Source organism: Streptomyces sp. Root1304 (assembly GCF_001426405.1).
Taxonomy (GTDB): Bacteria; Actinomycetota; Actinomycetes; order Streptomycetales; family Streptomycetaceae; genus Streptomyces.
Window position 1 is genome coordinate 231970 of the sequence record NZ_LMEP01000023.1, and the last position, 13669, is coordinate 245638.

At 72.8% G+C, this 13669-nt stretch carries 13 protein-coding genes; 5 read left to right on the top strand and 8 right to left on the bottom strand.

Annotated features, from left to right (window positions below; all coding sequences use genetic code 11):
• Nucleotides 1-13: 13 nt before the first annotated feature.
• Both ASD33_RS23260 and ASD33_RS23265 read right to left on the bottom strand, forming a co-directional pair.
• Nucleotides 14-712, bottom strand: coding sequence for a type 1 glutamine amidotransferase domain-containing protein (locus ASD33_RS23260; RefSeq protein ID WP_056563804.1), 699 nt, complete (start codon nt 710-712; stop codon nt 14-16).
• Between the two features lie 195 nt (nt 713-907).
• Complete coding sequence (locus tag ASD33_RS23265; protein ID WP_056563808.1) at nt 908-1882, bottom strand: helix-turn-helix domain-containing protein; 975 nt, start codon at nt 1880-1882, stop codon at nt 908-910.
• Between the two features lie 69 nt (nt 1883-1951).
• Here ASD33_RS23265 and ASD33_RS23270 point away from each other — a divergent pair, with 69 nt between their 5' ends.
• The 3 genes from ASD33_RS23270 (at nt 1952) to ASD33_RS23280 (ending at nt 4459) form a co-directional block, all read left to right on the top strand.
• Nucleotides 1952-2914, top strand: a complete 963-nt coding sequence (locus ASD33_RS23270; protein WP_242427231.1) for an NADP-dependent oxidoreductase — start codon at nt 1952-1954, stop codon at nt 2912-2914.
• A 219-nt stretch (nt 2915-3133) separates the two neighbouring features.
• Nucleotides 3134-4036 (top strand): maleylpyruvate isomerase family mycothiol-dependent enzyme, encoded by a 903-nt coding sequence (locus ASD33_RS23275; RefSeq protein ID WP_056563810.1) that lies wholly within the window; start codon nt 3134-3136, stop codon nt 4034-4036.
• 123 nt (nt 4037-4159) lie between these two features.
• A complete protein-coding gene (locus tag ASD33_RS23280) occupies nt 4160-4459 on the top strand; it encodes a DUF1876 domain-containing protein (protein WP_056563813.1) in 300 nt (99 codons plus the stop codon).
• Nucleotides 4460-4573: 114 nt separating this feature from the next.
• Here the strand turns inward: ASD33_RS23280 and ASD33_RS23285 are convergent, their stop codons facing one another.
• Nucleotides 4574-5176, bottom strand: a complete 603-nt coding sequence (locus tag ASD33_RS23285; RefSeq protein WP_056563817.1) for a CBS domain-containing protein — start codon at nt 5174-5176, stop codon at nt 4574-4576.
• Nucleotides 5177-5420: 244 nt separating this feature from the next.
• On the opposite strand from ASD33_RS23285, the gene ASD33_RS23290 reads away from it, so the two are divergent.
• Nucleotides 5421-6707: a YncE family protein gene (locus ASD33_RS23290; RefSeq protein WP_056563820.1), complete on the top strand. Its 1287-nt coding sequence runs from the start codon at nt 5421-5423 to the stop codon at nt 6705-6707.
• 59 nt (nt 6708-6766) lie between these two features.
• Here the strand turns inward: ASD33_RS23290 and ASD33_RS23295 are convergent, their stop codons facing one another.
• The 5 genes from ASD33_RS23295 to ASD33_RS23315 all read right to left on the bottom strand — a co-directional run bounded on the left by ASD33_RS23295 (nt 6767) and on the right by ASD33_RS23315 (nt 12302).
• A complete protein-coding gene (locus ASD33_RS23295; RefSeq protein ID WP_056563823.1) occupies nt 6767-8836 on the bottom strand; it encodes a discoidin domain-containing protein in 2070 nt (689 codons plus the stop codon).
• Nucleotides 8837-8992: 156 nt separating this feature from the next.
• Nucleotides 8993-9586, bottom strand: coding sequence for a TetR/AcrR family transcriptional regulator (locus ASD33_RS23300; RefSeq protein WP_056563828.1), 594 nt, complete (start codon nt 9584-9586; stop codon nt 8993-8995).
• A gap of 115 nt (nt 9587-9701) precedes the next feature.
• Nucleotides 9702-10280: a 3'-5' exonuclease gene (locus ASD33_RS23305; RefSeq protein ID WP_056563830.1), complete on the bottom strand. Its 579-nt coding sequence runs from the start codon at nt 10278-10280 to the stop codon at nt 9702-9704.
• Between the two features lie 42 nt (nt 10281-10322).
• Nucleotides 10323-11024, bottom strand: coding sequence for a GntR family transcriptional regulator (locus tag ASD33_RS36835; RefSeq protein WP_056563833.1), 702 nt, complete (start codon nt 11022-11024; stop codon nt 10323-10325).
• An 84-nt stretch (nt 11025-11108) separates the two neighbouring features.
• Nucleotides 11109-12302, bottom strand: a complete 1194-nt coding sequence (locus ASD33_RS23315; protein WP_056563837.1) for a CoA transferase — start codon at nt 12300-12302, stop codon at nt 11109-11111.
• A gap of 136 nt (nt 12303-12438) precedes the next feature.
• Between ASD33_RS23315 and ASD33_RS23320 the strand changes: the two genes are divergently transcribed.
• Nucleotides 12439-13638 carry an acyl-CoA dehydrogenase family protein gene (locus ASD33_RS23320; RefSeq protein ID WP_056563840.1) on the top strand — a complete coding sequence of 400 codons (1200 nt, stop codon included), beginning with the start codon at nt 12439-12441 and terminating at the stop codon, nt 13636-13638.
• The last annotated feature ends 31 nt before the right edge of the window (nt 13639-13669 follow it).

Sequence of the window (13669 nt, forward strand, 5' to 3'; positions counted from 1 at the left end):
GGGGCCCGGGGTGTCAGTCGCCGAGGGCCTTGAGGACCGCGGCCGCGAGCGGGGCGGCCGACGCGGGGTTCTGGCCGGTGACGAGATTGCGGTCGACGACCACGTTCGGCACCCACGGCTCGCCCACGCCGACGTCCAGGCCCGCTTCGACGAGGCGACTCTCCAGGAGCCACTTCGCCCTGTCGGCGAAGCCGGCCTGCGTCTCCTCGGCGTTGCTGAACGCGGTCACCCGGTACCCCGCGAAGACGTTCTTGCCGTCCTCGTCCGTGGCGGCGAGGAACGCGGCCGGGCCGTGGCAGACGACGGCCAGCGGCCTGCCGGACGCCAGGGCCCCGGCCAGCAGCCTGCCGGAGGCCGCGTCGACGGCGAGGTCCTCCATCGGGCCGTGCCCGCCCGGATAGAAGACGGCGGCGTAGTCGTCCGGGCGTACGTCCTCCAGAGCGATCGGGTGCCGGAGTTCGTCCATCGAGGCGAGGACGGCCGCGACCCTGTCCGAGCCCTCCTGCCCGCCGTTGAACTCGGGCGCGAGGCTGCCCCGGTCGAGGGTGGGCACGACACCGCCGGGGGTGGCGACGACGACCTCGTACCCGGCGCCGGTGAACGCCTCGTACGGCGCCGCGGCCTCCTCGCCCCAGAAACCGGTCGGGTGCTTCGTCCCGTCGGCGAGCGTCCACGCGTCGGCGCCGGTCATCACGAACAGGATCTTGGGCATGGGGGTACTCCCGGGGGTGCGGGCCGGGGACCGGCCCGAGGGGGGCGGCCGGAAACCCCGTTCCGGGGCTCCGGGGTGGCACGCCCTCGAACGTAACCCTGTCCCGAAGCCCCCACCAGCGCTGGTCCGCCTCCCCGGCGCGGGCGTTCCGGTGGGTCCGCCCGGCCGACTCCACTCGCCCGGCCTGCGGAAAGCTCAGATGCCGGCGGTCTCCGCCGCCGTCGGGACGGTGCCCCGGAAGGTACGCCGATAGGCGAGCGGAGTGACCCCGATGGCGGCGTGCAGATGCTCACGCAACGAGGTCCCGGTGGCGAAACCGACCTCCCCGGCGATCTCGTCGACAGCCAGATCGGTGGTTTCGAGAAGCTGCCGGGCCCGGGACACCCGCTGCTGGATCAGCCACCGCCCCGGGCTCATGCCGACCTCCTCCTGGAAGCGGCGCGCGAAGGTCCGCAGGCTCATCCGGGCGTGCCCGGCCAGCTCGCTCAGGGGGAGCGCCTCCCGCAGGTTCTCCAGCGCCCACTGCCGGGTCGCCGAGGTCCCGCTCGCCGTGCTCACCGGCACCGGCCGTTCGATGTACTGGGCCTGGCCGCCGTCCCGCCACGGCGGAGCGACGCACACCCGGGCCACCTGGTTCGCGAGGGCGGCGCCGTGGTCCTTGCGGACGAGATGCAGGCAGACGTCCACCCCGGAGGCCGCGCCCGCCGAGGTGAGCACGTCGCCGTCGTCGACGAACAGCACATCCGGGTCGAGCTCCACCTGCGGGAACCACGAGCGGAAGGTGTCCACGAGCCCCCAGTGCGTCGTGGCCGGCCGCCCGTCGAGGAGCCCGGCGGCGGCGAGCACGAAGGCGCCGGTGCAGATGGACACCAAGCGTGCCCCCGGCCGTACGCACGCCAGCGCCTCCGCCGTACCCGGAGGCAGGTCACGGGGGAGGAGCGAGGTGTCGAAGGGCGGAAGGATCACGGTGTCGGCGGTGCGCAGCGCCTCGGGACCGTGCTCGACCGTCACCGAGAAATCGGCGTTCGTACGGACCGGCAGCCCGTCCACCGAGCAGGTGACGACCTCGTACCGCCCGCGAAGCATCCCGAACACCCGGCTCGGGATGCCCAGTTCGAACGGGTACACCCCGTCCAGCGCGAGGACGACGACCCGATGCGGAGTTCCCATGGCACGATCCCGTCGAAAGATGGCAATCATGCCATGGTACGCGTCCGGGCCGACGGCGACGCTTGACCCATGACGAACCACCCCACCATGCGCGCCATCAGCCAGGACACCCACGGCACCCCCGAGGTGCTCCGAGAGGTCACCGTGCCGCGGCCCGTACCCGGCCCGAGCCAGATCCTCGTCGCCGTACGCGCCGCCGGCGTCAACCCCACCGACTGGAAGCACCGCTCCGCGGGCTTCTTCGTCGACCGACTGCCGGTCGTCCTCGGCTGGGACGTCTCCGGCGTCGTCGAATCCGTCGGATTCGGCGTCACCGTGTTCAAGCCCGGAGACGAGGTCTTCGGCATGCTGCCCTACCCCCACGGCGTCGGCTCCCATGCCGAGTACGTGACCGGACCCGCCCGCGCCTTCGCCCACAAGCCCGCCGCCGTCGACCACGTCCAGGCCGGCGCCCTGCCGCTCGCCGCCCTCACGGCGTACCAGGCGATCGTCGACACGGCGGGCGTCGGTCCCGGGCAGCGGGTTCTCGTCCACGCCGCCGCCGGCGGGGTCGGCCACCTCGCCGTCCAGATCGCCAAGGCCCGAGGCGCGTACGTCATCGGCACCGCGAGCGCGCCCAAGCACGACTTCGTGCGCTCCCTCGGCGCGGACGAGGTCGTCGACTACCGCTCCGTGGACTTCGCCGAGGTGGTCCGGGACGTGGACATGGTCCTGGACCCGCTCTCCGCGGACACCCGCGTCCGCTCCCTCGACGTCCTGCGCCCCGGCGGCACCCTGGTCTCCCTGCTCCCGAGCACCGACCCCGACGAGCCGGCGAAGGCCGCCGCCCGGGGCGTGCGGGTCGAGGACCTGCTCGTGGAGGCGGACCACGCCGGGATGAAGGCCATCGCGGCCCTCGTGGAATCCGGCGCGCTGCGCGCCCACGTCGAGGCGGTCTTCCCGCTGGCCGACGCGGCGAAGGCCCACGCGCTGGGCGAGACCGAACGCACCACGGGCAAGATCGTCCTCGTGGTGGACGGCGCGGACGCCTGACCGGGGTTCCGGGCGGTCGTGGCGCGTGTGCCACGGCCACCCGGCTCAGGGGCGGACGGCGCCCGTGCGCGCAGTGACCCGAGGGCACGGTCGCCGGTGGGGGCCCGAGCCGCGCCGGGCTCCCGGTTCCGAGGGCTGTCACCGCGCGACCGGCCGGTACGTTCCCTCACCGACCGGTGCTCCGCCTGGGGCCGCCGGAGGCAGGGGAGGGGTGCGGCGATGGTGGTGCGACAGGCGGGCGGGGTGCTTCCCGGCGGGCTGGCCGAGGCGATATCGGCGACGGCGGAGGAGATCGCCGCCGTGCTGCGCGGGGCCCCGGGCGCGGACGCCGCCCCAGCCGTCCCCGCCGGCGGTTCCGGCGGCGTCGGGCCCGGTCGCGGGTCCGCAGGGCGGAGCGGCTCCCCGGACGTCTCAGGTCTGCCCGTGCCCCGTTCCACCTGGACCGTCGGAGAGGCCGCCGCGCACCTGGCCCAGGCCAACGCCCTGATGGCCGACCTCGCCGCCGGCCACGAGCGCCCCTACGGCGACGGCACCCCCGGCAGTCTCGCCGAGGCCAACGAACGCGCCCTCGCCGGATTCGCCGAGCGCGCCCCCGGCCCGCTCGCCGCCCTCATCACCGAACGGGCCGCCGCCTTCCTCGCCGCCGTCGAGGACCGCGACCCGGACGACCTCCTCGTCACCCCGCTCGGCACCATGCGTCCGGCCGTCCTCGGCTCGTACCTCCTGACGCACATGCTCGGGCACGGATACGACCTGGCCCTCGCCCTCGGCCGACCCCACATGCTCGACGCGCACCGGGTCGGACTGACCCTGCCGTTCATGCTCCAGGCGATGCCGCGGGTGACCGACCCGGCCGCCGTCGCGGGCCTGACCGCGCGCTTCGCCGTACGGCTCCGGGGCGGCGCCGGCTTCGGCGTCGTCGTCACGGACGGCGCCGTCGAGGTGACCCACGAGCCGCCCGCCCGGCCGGACTGCACGATCCTCACCGACCCCGTCGCCTTCCTGCTGCTCGGCCTCGGCCGGGTCGACCCCTGGCCCGTGATCGCCCGGGGCAAGGCGCTCGGCTGGGGACGCAAGCCCTGGCTGGCGCCGCGGTTCCCCCGGCTCTTCCGGGCGCCCTGAGTATCCGGCCGCCGCCCTCGTGGCTCCCCCCGTGCGTCCGCGCCCCCGCCGATGGATCCTGGAGGTATCGGAAGGGGCCGCGCCGCGCGCTTCCGCGCGGTGCCGCGCGCGAGGAGGCAGACCATGACCCGCACCCTGGAGTGGACGGTCGGCGTGGAACTGGTCGAGGACGCAGGCAGGACCAAGGCCGAGGCCCGGCTCACCACCGGCAACTCCACCCTCACCGGCCACGGCTCCGCCCGCTGCAACCCGGCGGACGTGGACGTGCCGGCGATCGGCGACGAGCTCGCCGCGAGCCGGGCGATGAAGGACCTGGCGGGCAAGCTGATGCGAGAGGCCGACCGGGAGATGGAGGCGGCGGGCGCGGGGACCGTACCCCAGCACACCGGACCCGGATACGGCTGGCCGGAGGCGGTCTCCTGACGGAACCGCCGAGCCGGGGGCGCCGCCCGACGGGACCACCGGGCCGCGCCCCGCCCGCCGAAGGACCGCCGCGCGGAGGGCCGACGTCCCCCGCGGGGCGGAACCGCCGCGCCCCTACGGGTTCTCCCCGTCCCCCTCGTACGTCAGCCGGTCGGCGACCTCGACCACCCCGTCCACCGTCTCGCACAGCCGGACGATGATCGGGCCGAGCCCCGGGCGGTCCAGGGTGCCGCTCAGCGTCACCCGGCCCTCGTCGACGTCGATGTGCACGGCGGAGGGGGAGAGGCGCAGGATGCGGACCACCACGTCCTCCCGGATCTCCTCCTGGATCGAACGGTCCCTGCGCAGGAACAGCTGGAGCAGGTCGCTGCGGCTCAGCACCCCGATCAGGCGTCCGTCCGGGTCCACCACGGGGAGCCGCTTCACCCGGTGCCGTTCCATGAGCCGGGCCGCCTCGACCGCCGTCCACGAGGGGCGGGCGGTCACGACGGGGCTCGACATCATGGCCTCCGCGGTGCTCGGCCCGTCCTTGGCCGTGTGGCGCCGCAGCAGGTCCGCCTCGGACACGACGCCCACCGGCCGGTTCTCGTCGTCGACCACCGGGACCGCGGTGATGCCGTACTCGTCGAGGAGCCGTGCGATCTCCTTGAAGGACGTCCCCGGCTGCACCGCCACCGCGGTCGGCGTCATCAGGTCGGCGACACTGCGGTGCCTCATCGTCCGTTCCGTCCCTTCTGGGTTCCGGATTCCATGATCTCGCACCGGGGGCGGGAACGGGATGCGGGGTCGGGCCCGGGGGTGGTCCCAGGGGTGGTCCCAGGGGTGGACGCGGACAGCGAGAAGCGCCGCGGGGCGGGTGCGAATCGGGGGTGAATCGGGCTGTGACAAGGGCTTGCCCCGCTTGTCATGCACATGGTTACTTCGGGTAAGTCACCCCCGAGAGCCGGAAGAAGGACCCCGCATGCCCGCTGCCCGTACGCCGAGCCACCGCCCCCGCGCCCGTTCCTCGCGTCTCGCGGCGGCCCTCGCCGCCGCCGTGGCCCTCGTCGCCACCGCCGGCGGCACCGGATCGGCCGCCGCCCCGGAGGACCCGCAGCCCGCGGCGCTCCGCGAGGTGATGTTCGTCGGCAACAACTGGGACGGCACGGCCGACGTGATCGCCTCGCGGGGCGACTTCCACCGCATCGGCCGGCTGAACGTCGTCCCCGACAAGGCGGAGCGTCTCCGCGAGATCTATCTGAACCCCGTCAAGCTCGCGTTCTTCCTCGGCGTCCGCACCGGACCGGGTGAGGGCCACGACCAGTTCGTCGACGACATGTACGCGACCCCGGACGGCGCCTCCATGGTCGTCTCCCGGCCGAGCTTCGCCGACGTCGTCTCCCTCGACCTGCGGACCGGACGGATCAACTGGCGCTTCCCCGTGGCCGGTTACCGCGCCGACCACATGGCCGTGTCCCCCGACGGCACCCGCGTCGCGGTCTCCGCCTCCACCGCCAACACCGTCCACGTCCTCGACATCTCCACCGGCCGTCAACTGGGCTCCTTCGCGACGGGCGACAAGCCCCACGAGAACGTCTTCACCTCCGACGGCATGCTCTGGAACATGTCCATCGGCGAGGTCACCACCGCGCTCGACGCCCCCTGGCTCGACTGGACCAAGGGTGACCGCCGCATCACCGTCGTCGACACCGAGACCTTCCGGACCGTCCGCGTCATCGACATGCGCGAACGCCTCGACGCCTTCGGGCGCGGCGACCTCTCCGACGCCGTCCGCCCCCTGGTCCTCACCCCGGACGGGAAGAAGCTCTACTTCCAGGTCTCCTTCTTCAAGGGCTTCCTGGAGTACGACATCGCCACGGACCGGATCACCCGGTCCAAGGAACTCCCCGGCAACCCGGCGACCGACACCGACCGCACCACCTGGGTCAACGACTCGCGCCACCACGGCCTCTCGATGAGCCCCGACGGCACCAAGCTCTGCGTCGCGGGAACCATGGACGACTACGCCACCGTCGTCGACCGCGCCACGCTCCAGGAGGGCCCGCTCGTCACGGCCTCCAAGCCCTACTGGGCCACCGTGAGCGGCGACGGACGCTCCTGTGTCGTCTCCGAGAGCGGCGCCGACCGCGTGACCGCCATCGACTTCGCCACCGGCCGGGCGGTGGCCTCCGTGGACGTCGGCGACCATCCGCAGCGGGTGCGGCCGGCCCGGGTCCCCGCGGACTGGACGGGACCGAACGGGAGTTGAGGAACGCGGGCGGGGCCTGCCGGATCGCGACCGATCCGGCAGGCCCCGCCTTCGCGCGTTCAGGCTCTGCGGACCGAGACCTCGTAGAGCGAGTAGCCCCACTGGGTCGCCCGCTGCTCGCCGTGGACGCGGACGTAACGGGCCGACGTCGACGGGAACTCGGCCGTGTCCAGCCCGCCGTCCCCGGCCTGCGTCGACCACACCGTGCGCCAGTCCGTGCCGTTCTCGGACACCTCGATCCGGTACTGGCGTGCGTACGCCCGCTCCCAGTCGAGGTTCACCCGGCCGATCCTGCGGACGGCGCCCAGGTCCACACCCAGCCACTGGTCGTCCGACCAGTCGCTGGCCCAGCGGGTGTTGACGTCACCGTCGAACGCCCGGCCCGGGGCGAAGCTCGTGAACGGGTTCCACTCCGACGAGCTCGCCGACGTCGGCACGCCCGCGGCGAGGTTGACGCCCACCTCGTGGTTCTCGGTCGCCTTCCACGTGGTCAGGTACGACTCCGCGCCACGGGACAGCTCGTCCACGACGCCCTGACCGCCACCGGACAGCCGGATCTGCTCGATCCAGTCCGGGACCATGCCGTTGTGGGCACCGCCGTCGGTGTTGAAGTCCCAGGTGCGCTCGCCCGTCACCTGCCGGTCGATCACCGAACCGCCGTCGAAGCTGCGGAAGGGGTACTTCACGGCGTTCGGCGCGTCGGCCCCGCCCGGTGCCGGCCAGCCGCCGACCCCGTTCATGTCGGTGCCGTAGCCCAGGCCGACCTTGTACTTCGCGCGGAGCGCGGCCTTCTGGCCCGCCTCGCCGATGAAGCCCTGCGCACCGCTCATGTACTGACCGAGGAACCCGCCCAGGCGGTACAGCCGCTCGGTCCAGTCCAGGTCCATCCAGCTGTGGCTGGAGAGCACGCCCGGGTACTCCTCGGCCTCCAGCATGTCGAGCGCACGGCCCGCGGCCTTGACGCTCATGTGGTCGAGCTCCAGCATCATGCCGCGCTGGATCATGCCCTTCACGGCGTACTCTCCGAGCCGGGTGAGTCCCCGCGTGTTGCACTGGGCGTCGGAGGCGTACGAGGGAACGCCCACCCCCGCCGGCAGCTTCTCCGCCATCGCGGGAGGTGCGGCGGCCAGCCCGATCGGGTTGTCGTGCTGCGGGCCCGCGCACTTCTCGGTGGCCCAGAAGGTGCCCGTGGACAGGAACTGGCCGATGTTGACGGCCACGCCCGTCGTCCCGCTGTCGAACCGGACGCCGCACAGCGCGTTGTCGAACTTGTGGCAGAGGAACATGCTGCGCACGCCGAGCGCGTACAGCTCGTCGAGCCCCTTGTCGATGTCCGCCTGGCCGCACTGGGCGACGTCGAGGATCTGCTTGCAGCCGAAGGGCTCCGAGGCCTCCACGCCGAGGACGACCGCGAGCTTGCCCTGCTGGATCACCGAACGGGCCTGGTCGGCGCTGGTGACGATCCGGAACCAGCCCTTGCCGGGGCCGCCGAACATCCCGTCGATGTAGTCCTGCATCTCGTACGTCTTACGGGCCTCCAGCCGGATCGCGTCCATCTCGTCGCAGCCGCGGTCGCGGGGCAGGAGCGAGCAGATCAGGCCGTTGCTGACGAGGTCGTTGACCAGCACGCGCTGGCCGCCGCGCCAGGCGCGCTCGACCCAGGCGTAGTAGTTCTGCTGGTGGCTCAGGGAGTTGTTGGCGGGCCAGTCCTTGAACGTGGGCCAGCCGACGGGGTCGTGCTTGCCGTTGTCACCTCCGGTGAGGTGCTCGAAGAGGGCGCCGGTGCCGTCCGGGTAGTGCTCCGGACAGTCCTTGAGCGCGTCGGCGATGCCCGCGGTGGAGAACGTCTGGCCGCAGATCATCCTGCCGCCGAAGCCCTCGTTGGACATCAGGTGGTTGTGCGCGTCGACGAAGCCGCGCACCTTCCCCTGGGCGTCCGTGCCGGTGAACGGGGCGCCCGTGACGTTGATCTGTGAGTCGGCCGCGGGGCGGGAGGTGGGCTCCCACCACGAACCGCCCGCGGCGGCCGCGGGGACGGGACCGGAGCCGAAGAGGACGGCGGCCAGGGCCAGGAACAACGCGAGAAGGGCGGATCTGCCGCCCGTTCCGCGCGTGATGGGTCGTGTCATGTGTGCGAAGCCTCCGGTCGGTGGGGTGTACCGGGCGCCCCGAGGATCGCGGTGTTGACGGAGTGAGTCAAGAGTCCGGGACAGATGACCTGTTGAAGAATGTGCGGGTCCGGTGGGACGCGTGGTGTTCCACGTGGGCGTACGGCGGACCGGGCGTCAGCCCTCGATCAGCAGCGCCAGTTGATCCGCCGTCAGATCCAGCTGGTCAGAGGCGGTCTTCTCGTCACCGAGGACCAGATACTGGAGCGTCAGACCGTCGATCACCGCCGCCAGATGGTGCGCGAGCGTCTCCGCCGGGATCCGGGACTCCACCCCCCGCACCTCGCGGACCTGAGTGAGCAGGGCGTCCGCCGACGCCACGTACTGGTCGTACTGCGCACGCGCCAGATGCTCGAACCCAGGCTCCCGCAGCGCGTACTGGGTGAGGTCGTAGGTCAGCATGTGCTCGCCCGGATGGGCCGTGACGTGGTCCCAGTACGTCTGCAGCGCGCCCCGTACGGTCTCCCGCAGGGTCGAGCCCGGCTCGACCGCCGACATCACCCGCACCACGTAGTTGCCGGTGATCGTCTCGATCGCGGCCTCAAGCAGGGCCTGCTTGGAATCGAAGCAGTAGTGGAACACGCTCAGCGACACACCCGCCTCCGCGCAGATCGACCGCGTCGTCGTCCTGGCGACACCGTCCCTGGTCATCGCCCTGATCGCGGCCTCGACCAACTGCCTGCGCCGTACGGCCGACGGCATCCGCCCCATGGTTCCTCCTCGGGTCCGGCGTCAGGGTAACCGCAGCGCTCGGCGGAATCGCCACCCCGGGGCGGCGGTCCGGGCGGTCCGGGCGACGGCAGCTGACCCCCCAGGGGCGGCGGGGTCAGCCCGCCCGGTGGGGGAGCGGATCCGGCCAGGCGTCGCGCTCCGCGAGCCGCAGGACGAGCGCCGCGATGTTCCACGCGTCGTCCTCGCCGCTGTGGTGACGCCCTTCGAGGGGCAGCCCGGCGACCTCCAGCGCCTGCGCCATCCCCGGTCGCCTGGCCAGCCCGTACGCCTCGGTGAAGGCGATCTTCGCGTTGGTGTGCCGGTGACCGAAGGGGTACCGGGTGCCGGTGGCCCGGCACTGGCGGGTGAACTGGTTGCGGTCGTAGTCGCCCCAGCTCGCCCAGGGCCGCACGCCCGCCGCGTACGTCGTCGCGAGCAGCCGGCAGGCGGCCGCGAAGTCCAGGCCGCCGTCGACCTCGGCCTGGGTGAGCCCGGTCAGCGCGGTGCAGAAGGCGCTGACCCGCGAACGGGCCGGCCGCACCAGCACGCGGTGGCGGGAGACGCGTTCCCGCGCGTCCAGATCGACGACGGTCAGCCCGATCTCGATGATCTCGCTGACCTCTCCCGGCGGCCGCTCGCCCTCCCAGCAGGTCGCCTCGACGTCGACGACGTTGACCAGAGTCCTGTGATCCATGCGCGGGAGCCTAGGCGGGCGGGGGAGCACCCGGCATCCGGTTTACGCCGGTCCCGCCGGGGTGCCGCCGTCCGCCGACCGGTCCCGTTCCAGGACCGCGCGCAGGGCCGCCACCGCGTGCGCCCGGTGCTCGTCGAGCCAGCGCACGGTGGCCTCCTCGTCGCCCTGGCGGAGTGCGGAGATGACGGCCCGGTGCTCGCGGACGGCCTGCTTCCGGTGCGGGTCCTCGGTGTAGTACAGCGACCGGTACGCGTCGGTGGAGTCCCACAGCGTCGCGATGAGGCGGACCAGCCGAGGCATCCCGGACGCCTCGATCAGCGTGAAGTGGAAGCGCCGGTTCGCGGCCGCCATCGCCGTCACGTCCCCCTCCTCGGCGGCCCGTTCCACCTCGCGCTGGATGCCTTCGAGGGCGGCCACGATGCCGTCCGGCAGCAGCCCCACGGCCCTCCGCACCGCCTCGGTCTCCAGGAGTTCCCGGATCCGGTAGATCTCCTCCAGGTCGGCGAGCGAGAGCTCCGCGACGAAGTAGCCCCGGTGGATGTGATGGACGACCAGGCCCTCGGCCTCCAGGGCCTTCAGGGCCTCGCGCAGCGGCACCCGGCTGACCTCGAACCGGGCCGCGAGGGCGTCCTGCCGGATCTGCCCGCCGGGCCGCAGCTCCCCGCTGGTGATGGCGCGCCGCAGCTCCCCGAGGACGAACTGCTGGGCGGTCTGCGGCCGCCGCCTCTGCACCGCGCTGCTCATCGCCTGTGTGACCTTCCGTCTTCCTCGCTCTGCCCACCCGTGGATCGCTCCACCGGTCAGGACCATCTTCCTACGCGCGCGTGTCTAAGGATTCCGCGCGCCGACCGCCCGCGCCCGCCCCAGGCCCAGGGAGGACAGCAGGTCTTCCGTGTGCTCGCCCAGGCGCGGGGGAGCGGCGCGGTAGCTGGGCGGGGTGGCGCCCAGCCGGACCGGATGGGCGACCTGCCCGGGTCCGGCCGCCGACTCCGGCACCCGGGGAGCGAGCCCCAGCCGGTCGGCGAGGTCGAAGGCGGCGGCCAGGTCGTTGATCGGCCCGCAGGGCACCCCGGCGGCGGTCAGCTCCTCGAACCAGCGGTCGGCGGTACGGGTCCCCAGCGGCCCCGCGAGGGCCGTGACCAGTTCCTCCCGGTGGGCGACCCGGGCGGAGTTGGTGGCGAAACGGGTGTCGTCGGCCAGCTCCGGCAGGCCGAGCCCCGCGCACAGGGACCGGAACTGCCGGTCGTTGCCGACGGCGAGGATCAGCGGCCGGTCCTGCGCCTCGAACACCTCGTACGGGGCGATGCTCGGGTGCCGGTTGCCCATCGCGAGCGGGACGACACCGGCCCCGAGATGGGCGGCCGCCTGGTTGGTGAGCGCCGACAGCAGCGAGGAGAGCAGGGAGACCTCGACCCGCTGGCCCTCGCCGGTGCGCTCCCGGTGCCGGAGGGCGGCGAGGACGCCGAGGCCCGCGTGGAGCCCGGTGATGACGTCGACCAGGGCGACCCCGGCCTTGGTGCCGGGACCGTCCGGTTCGCCGGTCACGCTCATCAGACCGCCCATGGCCTGGACGAGCAGGTCGTAGCCCGGCAGCCGGGCGCCCTCCTCGGTGCCGAAGCCGGTCACCGAGCAGTAGACCAGCCCCGGATTGCCCGCCCGCACGTCCTCGTACCCGAGACCGAGCTTCTCCATCGTGCCGGGGCGGAAGTTCTCCACGAGCACGTCCGCGCGGTCCACGATCGCCCGCGCCGCCGCCAGGTCCTCGGGGTCCGCGAGGTCGAGCGCGACGGAACGCTTGTTCCGGTTCACCCCGAGGAAGTACGTGGCCTCCCCGTCGGCGAACGGCGGGCCCCACGCGCGCGTGTCGTCGCCGGAACCGGGCCGCTCGATCTTGATCACGTCCGCGCCCAGGTCGGCGAGGAGCATCGTCATGTAGGGGCCGGCGAGCACCCGGCCGAAGTCGGCGACGACGATCCCCGACAGGGCGCCCGCCTCCGTCGTACCCGGCTGATCTGCGCGCATTCCGTTCTCCCTCACTGGCGATCGGATCCCATCGGACCGTACGGTTCGGACATCGGATTTTCAATACTGGATCCAATATCCGATCTACGGCTACGCTTCGGCTCGCCGAGTCGCCACAGCCGCCAGGAGGCCGTCCGTGAAGTCGCAGTCGTCGTCGCAGTCCAGCTCCGCCCCCGTCCACCCCTTCGACCTGCTCGCTGTCGACGGACTGCTGACCGACGAGGAGCGCGAGATCCGCCGCACCGTCCGCGCCGTCGCCGACCGCGAGCTCCGGCCGCACGTCGCCGGCTGGTTCGAGAAGGGCGAGATCCCCGCCCGCGAACTCGCCCGAACTCTCGGCGGCATCGGCGTGCTCGGCATGCACCTTGAGGGCTACGGCTGCGCGGGCACCAACTCCGTCGCGTACGGCCTCGCCTGTCTGGAACTGGAGGCCGTCGACTCCGGCCTGCGCTCCCTGGTCTCCGTACAGGGCTCCCTGGCCATGTACGCGATCTGGAAGTACGGCTCGGAGGAGCAGAAGCAGCGCTGGCTGCCGAAGATGGCGGCGGGCGAGTACATCGGCTGCTTCGGCCTCACCGAGCCCGACGCCGGCTCGGACCCCGGCGCCATGCGCACCCACGCCAAGCGCGACGGCTCCGACTGGGTGCTCAACGGCACCAAGATGTGGATCACCAACGGCTCCGTGGCCGACGTCGCCGTCGTCTGGGCCCGCACCGAGGACGGCGTGCGCGGATTCCTCGTCCCGGCGGGCACGCCCGGGTTCAGCGCCCCGGAGATCAAGATGAAGCTGTCCCTGCGGGCCAGCGTCACCAGCGAACTGGTCCTGGAGGACGTGCGTCTCCCCGCCGACGCCGTGCTCCCCGAGGCCCGCGGCCTCTCCGGCCCGCTCGGCTGCCTCAACGAGGCCCGGTTCGGCATCGTCTTCGGCGCGCTCGGCGCCGCCCGCGACTGCCTGGAGACGGCGATCTCGTACGCCCGTGACCGGATCGTCTTCGCCCGCTCCCTCGCCTCCTACCAGCTGACCCAGCAGAAGCTCGCGGACATGTCCGTCGAGCTGGGCAAGGGCATGCTGCTCGCGCTCCACCTCGGCCGTCTCAAGGACGCGGGGACGCTCACCGCCGAGCAGGTGAGCGTGGGCAAGCTGAACAACGTGCGCGAGGCCATCGCCATCGCCCGCGAGTGCCGCACCATCCTGGGCGCCAACGGCATCACCCTGGAGTACCCGGTGCTGCGCCACGCCAACAACCTGGAGTCGGTGCTCACCTACGAGGGCACGAGCGAGGTCCACTCCCTGGTCATCGGCAAGGCGCTCACCGGGGAACAGGCCTTCCGCTGACCTTTCCCGGCACGGCCCCTCGGGCGTGCCG

Excerpts from the sequence above, each read along its gene's own strand:
- ASD33_RS23260 (WP_056563804.1), bottom strand. The coding sequence starts at position 712 with ATGCCCAAGATCCTGTTCGTGATGACCGGCGCCGACGCGTGGACGCTC.
- ASD33_RS23265 (WP_056563808.1), bottom strand. The coding sequence starts at position 1,882 with ATGGGAACTCCGCATCGGGTCGTCGTCCTCGCGCTGGACGGGGTGTAC.
- ASD33_RS23270 (WP_242427231.1), top strand. The coding sequence starts at position 1,952 with ATGACGAACCACCCCACCATGCGCGCCATCAGCCAGGACACCCACGGC.
- ASD33_RS23275 (WP_056563810.1), top strand. The coding sequence starts at position 3,134 with ATGGTGGTGCGACAGGCGGGCGGGGTGCTTCCCGGCGGGCTGGCCGAG.
- ASD33_RS23280 (WP_056563813.1), top strand. The coding sequence starts at position 4,160 with ATGACCCGCACCCTGGAGTGGACGGTCGGCGTGGAACTGGTCGAGGAC.
- ASD33_RS23285 (WP_056563817.1), bottom strand. The coding sequence starts at position 5,176 with ATGAGGCACCGCAGTGTCGCCGACCTGATGACGCCGACCGCGGTGGCG.
- ASD33_RS23290 (WP_056563820.1), top strand. The coding sequence starts at position 5,421 with ATGCCCGCTGCCCGTACGCCGAGCCACCGCCCCCGCGCCCGTTCCTCG.
- ASD33_RS23295 (WP_056563823.1), bottom strand. The coding sequence starts at position 8,836 with ATGACACGACCCATCACGCGCGGAACGGGCGGCAGATCCGCCCTTCTC.
- ASD33_RS23300 (WP_056563828.1), bottom strand. The coding sequence starts at position 9,586 with ATGGGGCGGATGCCGTCGGCCGTACGGCGCAGGCAGTTGGTCGAGGCC.
- ASD33_RS23305 (WP_056563830.1), bottom strand. The coding sequence starts at position 10,280 with ATGGATCACAGGACTCTGGTCAACGTCGTCGACGTCGAGGCGACCTGC.
- ASD33_RS36835 (WP_056563833.1), bottom strand. The coding sequence starts at position 11,024 with ATGAGCAGCGCGGTGCAGAGGCGGCGGCCGCAGACCGCCCAGCAGTTC.
- ASD33_RS23315 (WP_056563837.1), bottom strand. The coding sequence starts at position 12,302 with ATGCGCGCAGATCAGCCGGGTACGACGGAGGCGGGCGCCCTGTCGGGG.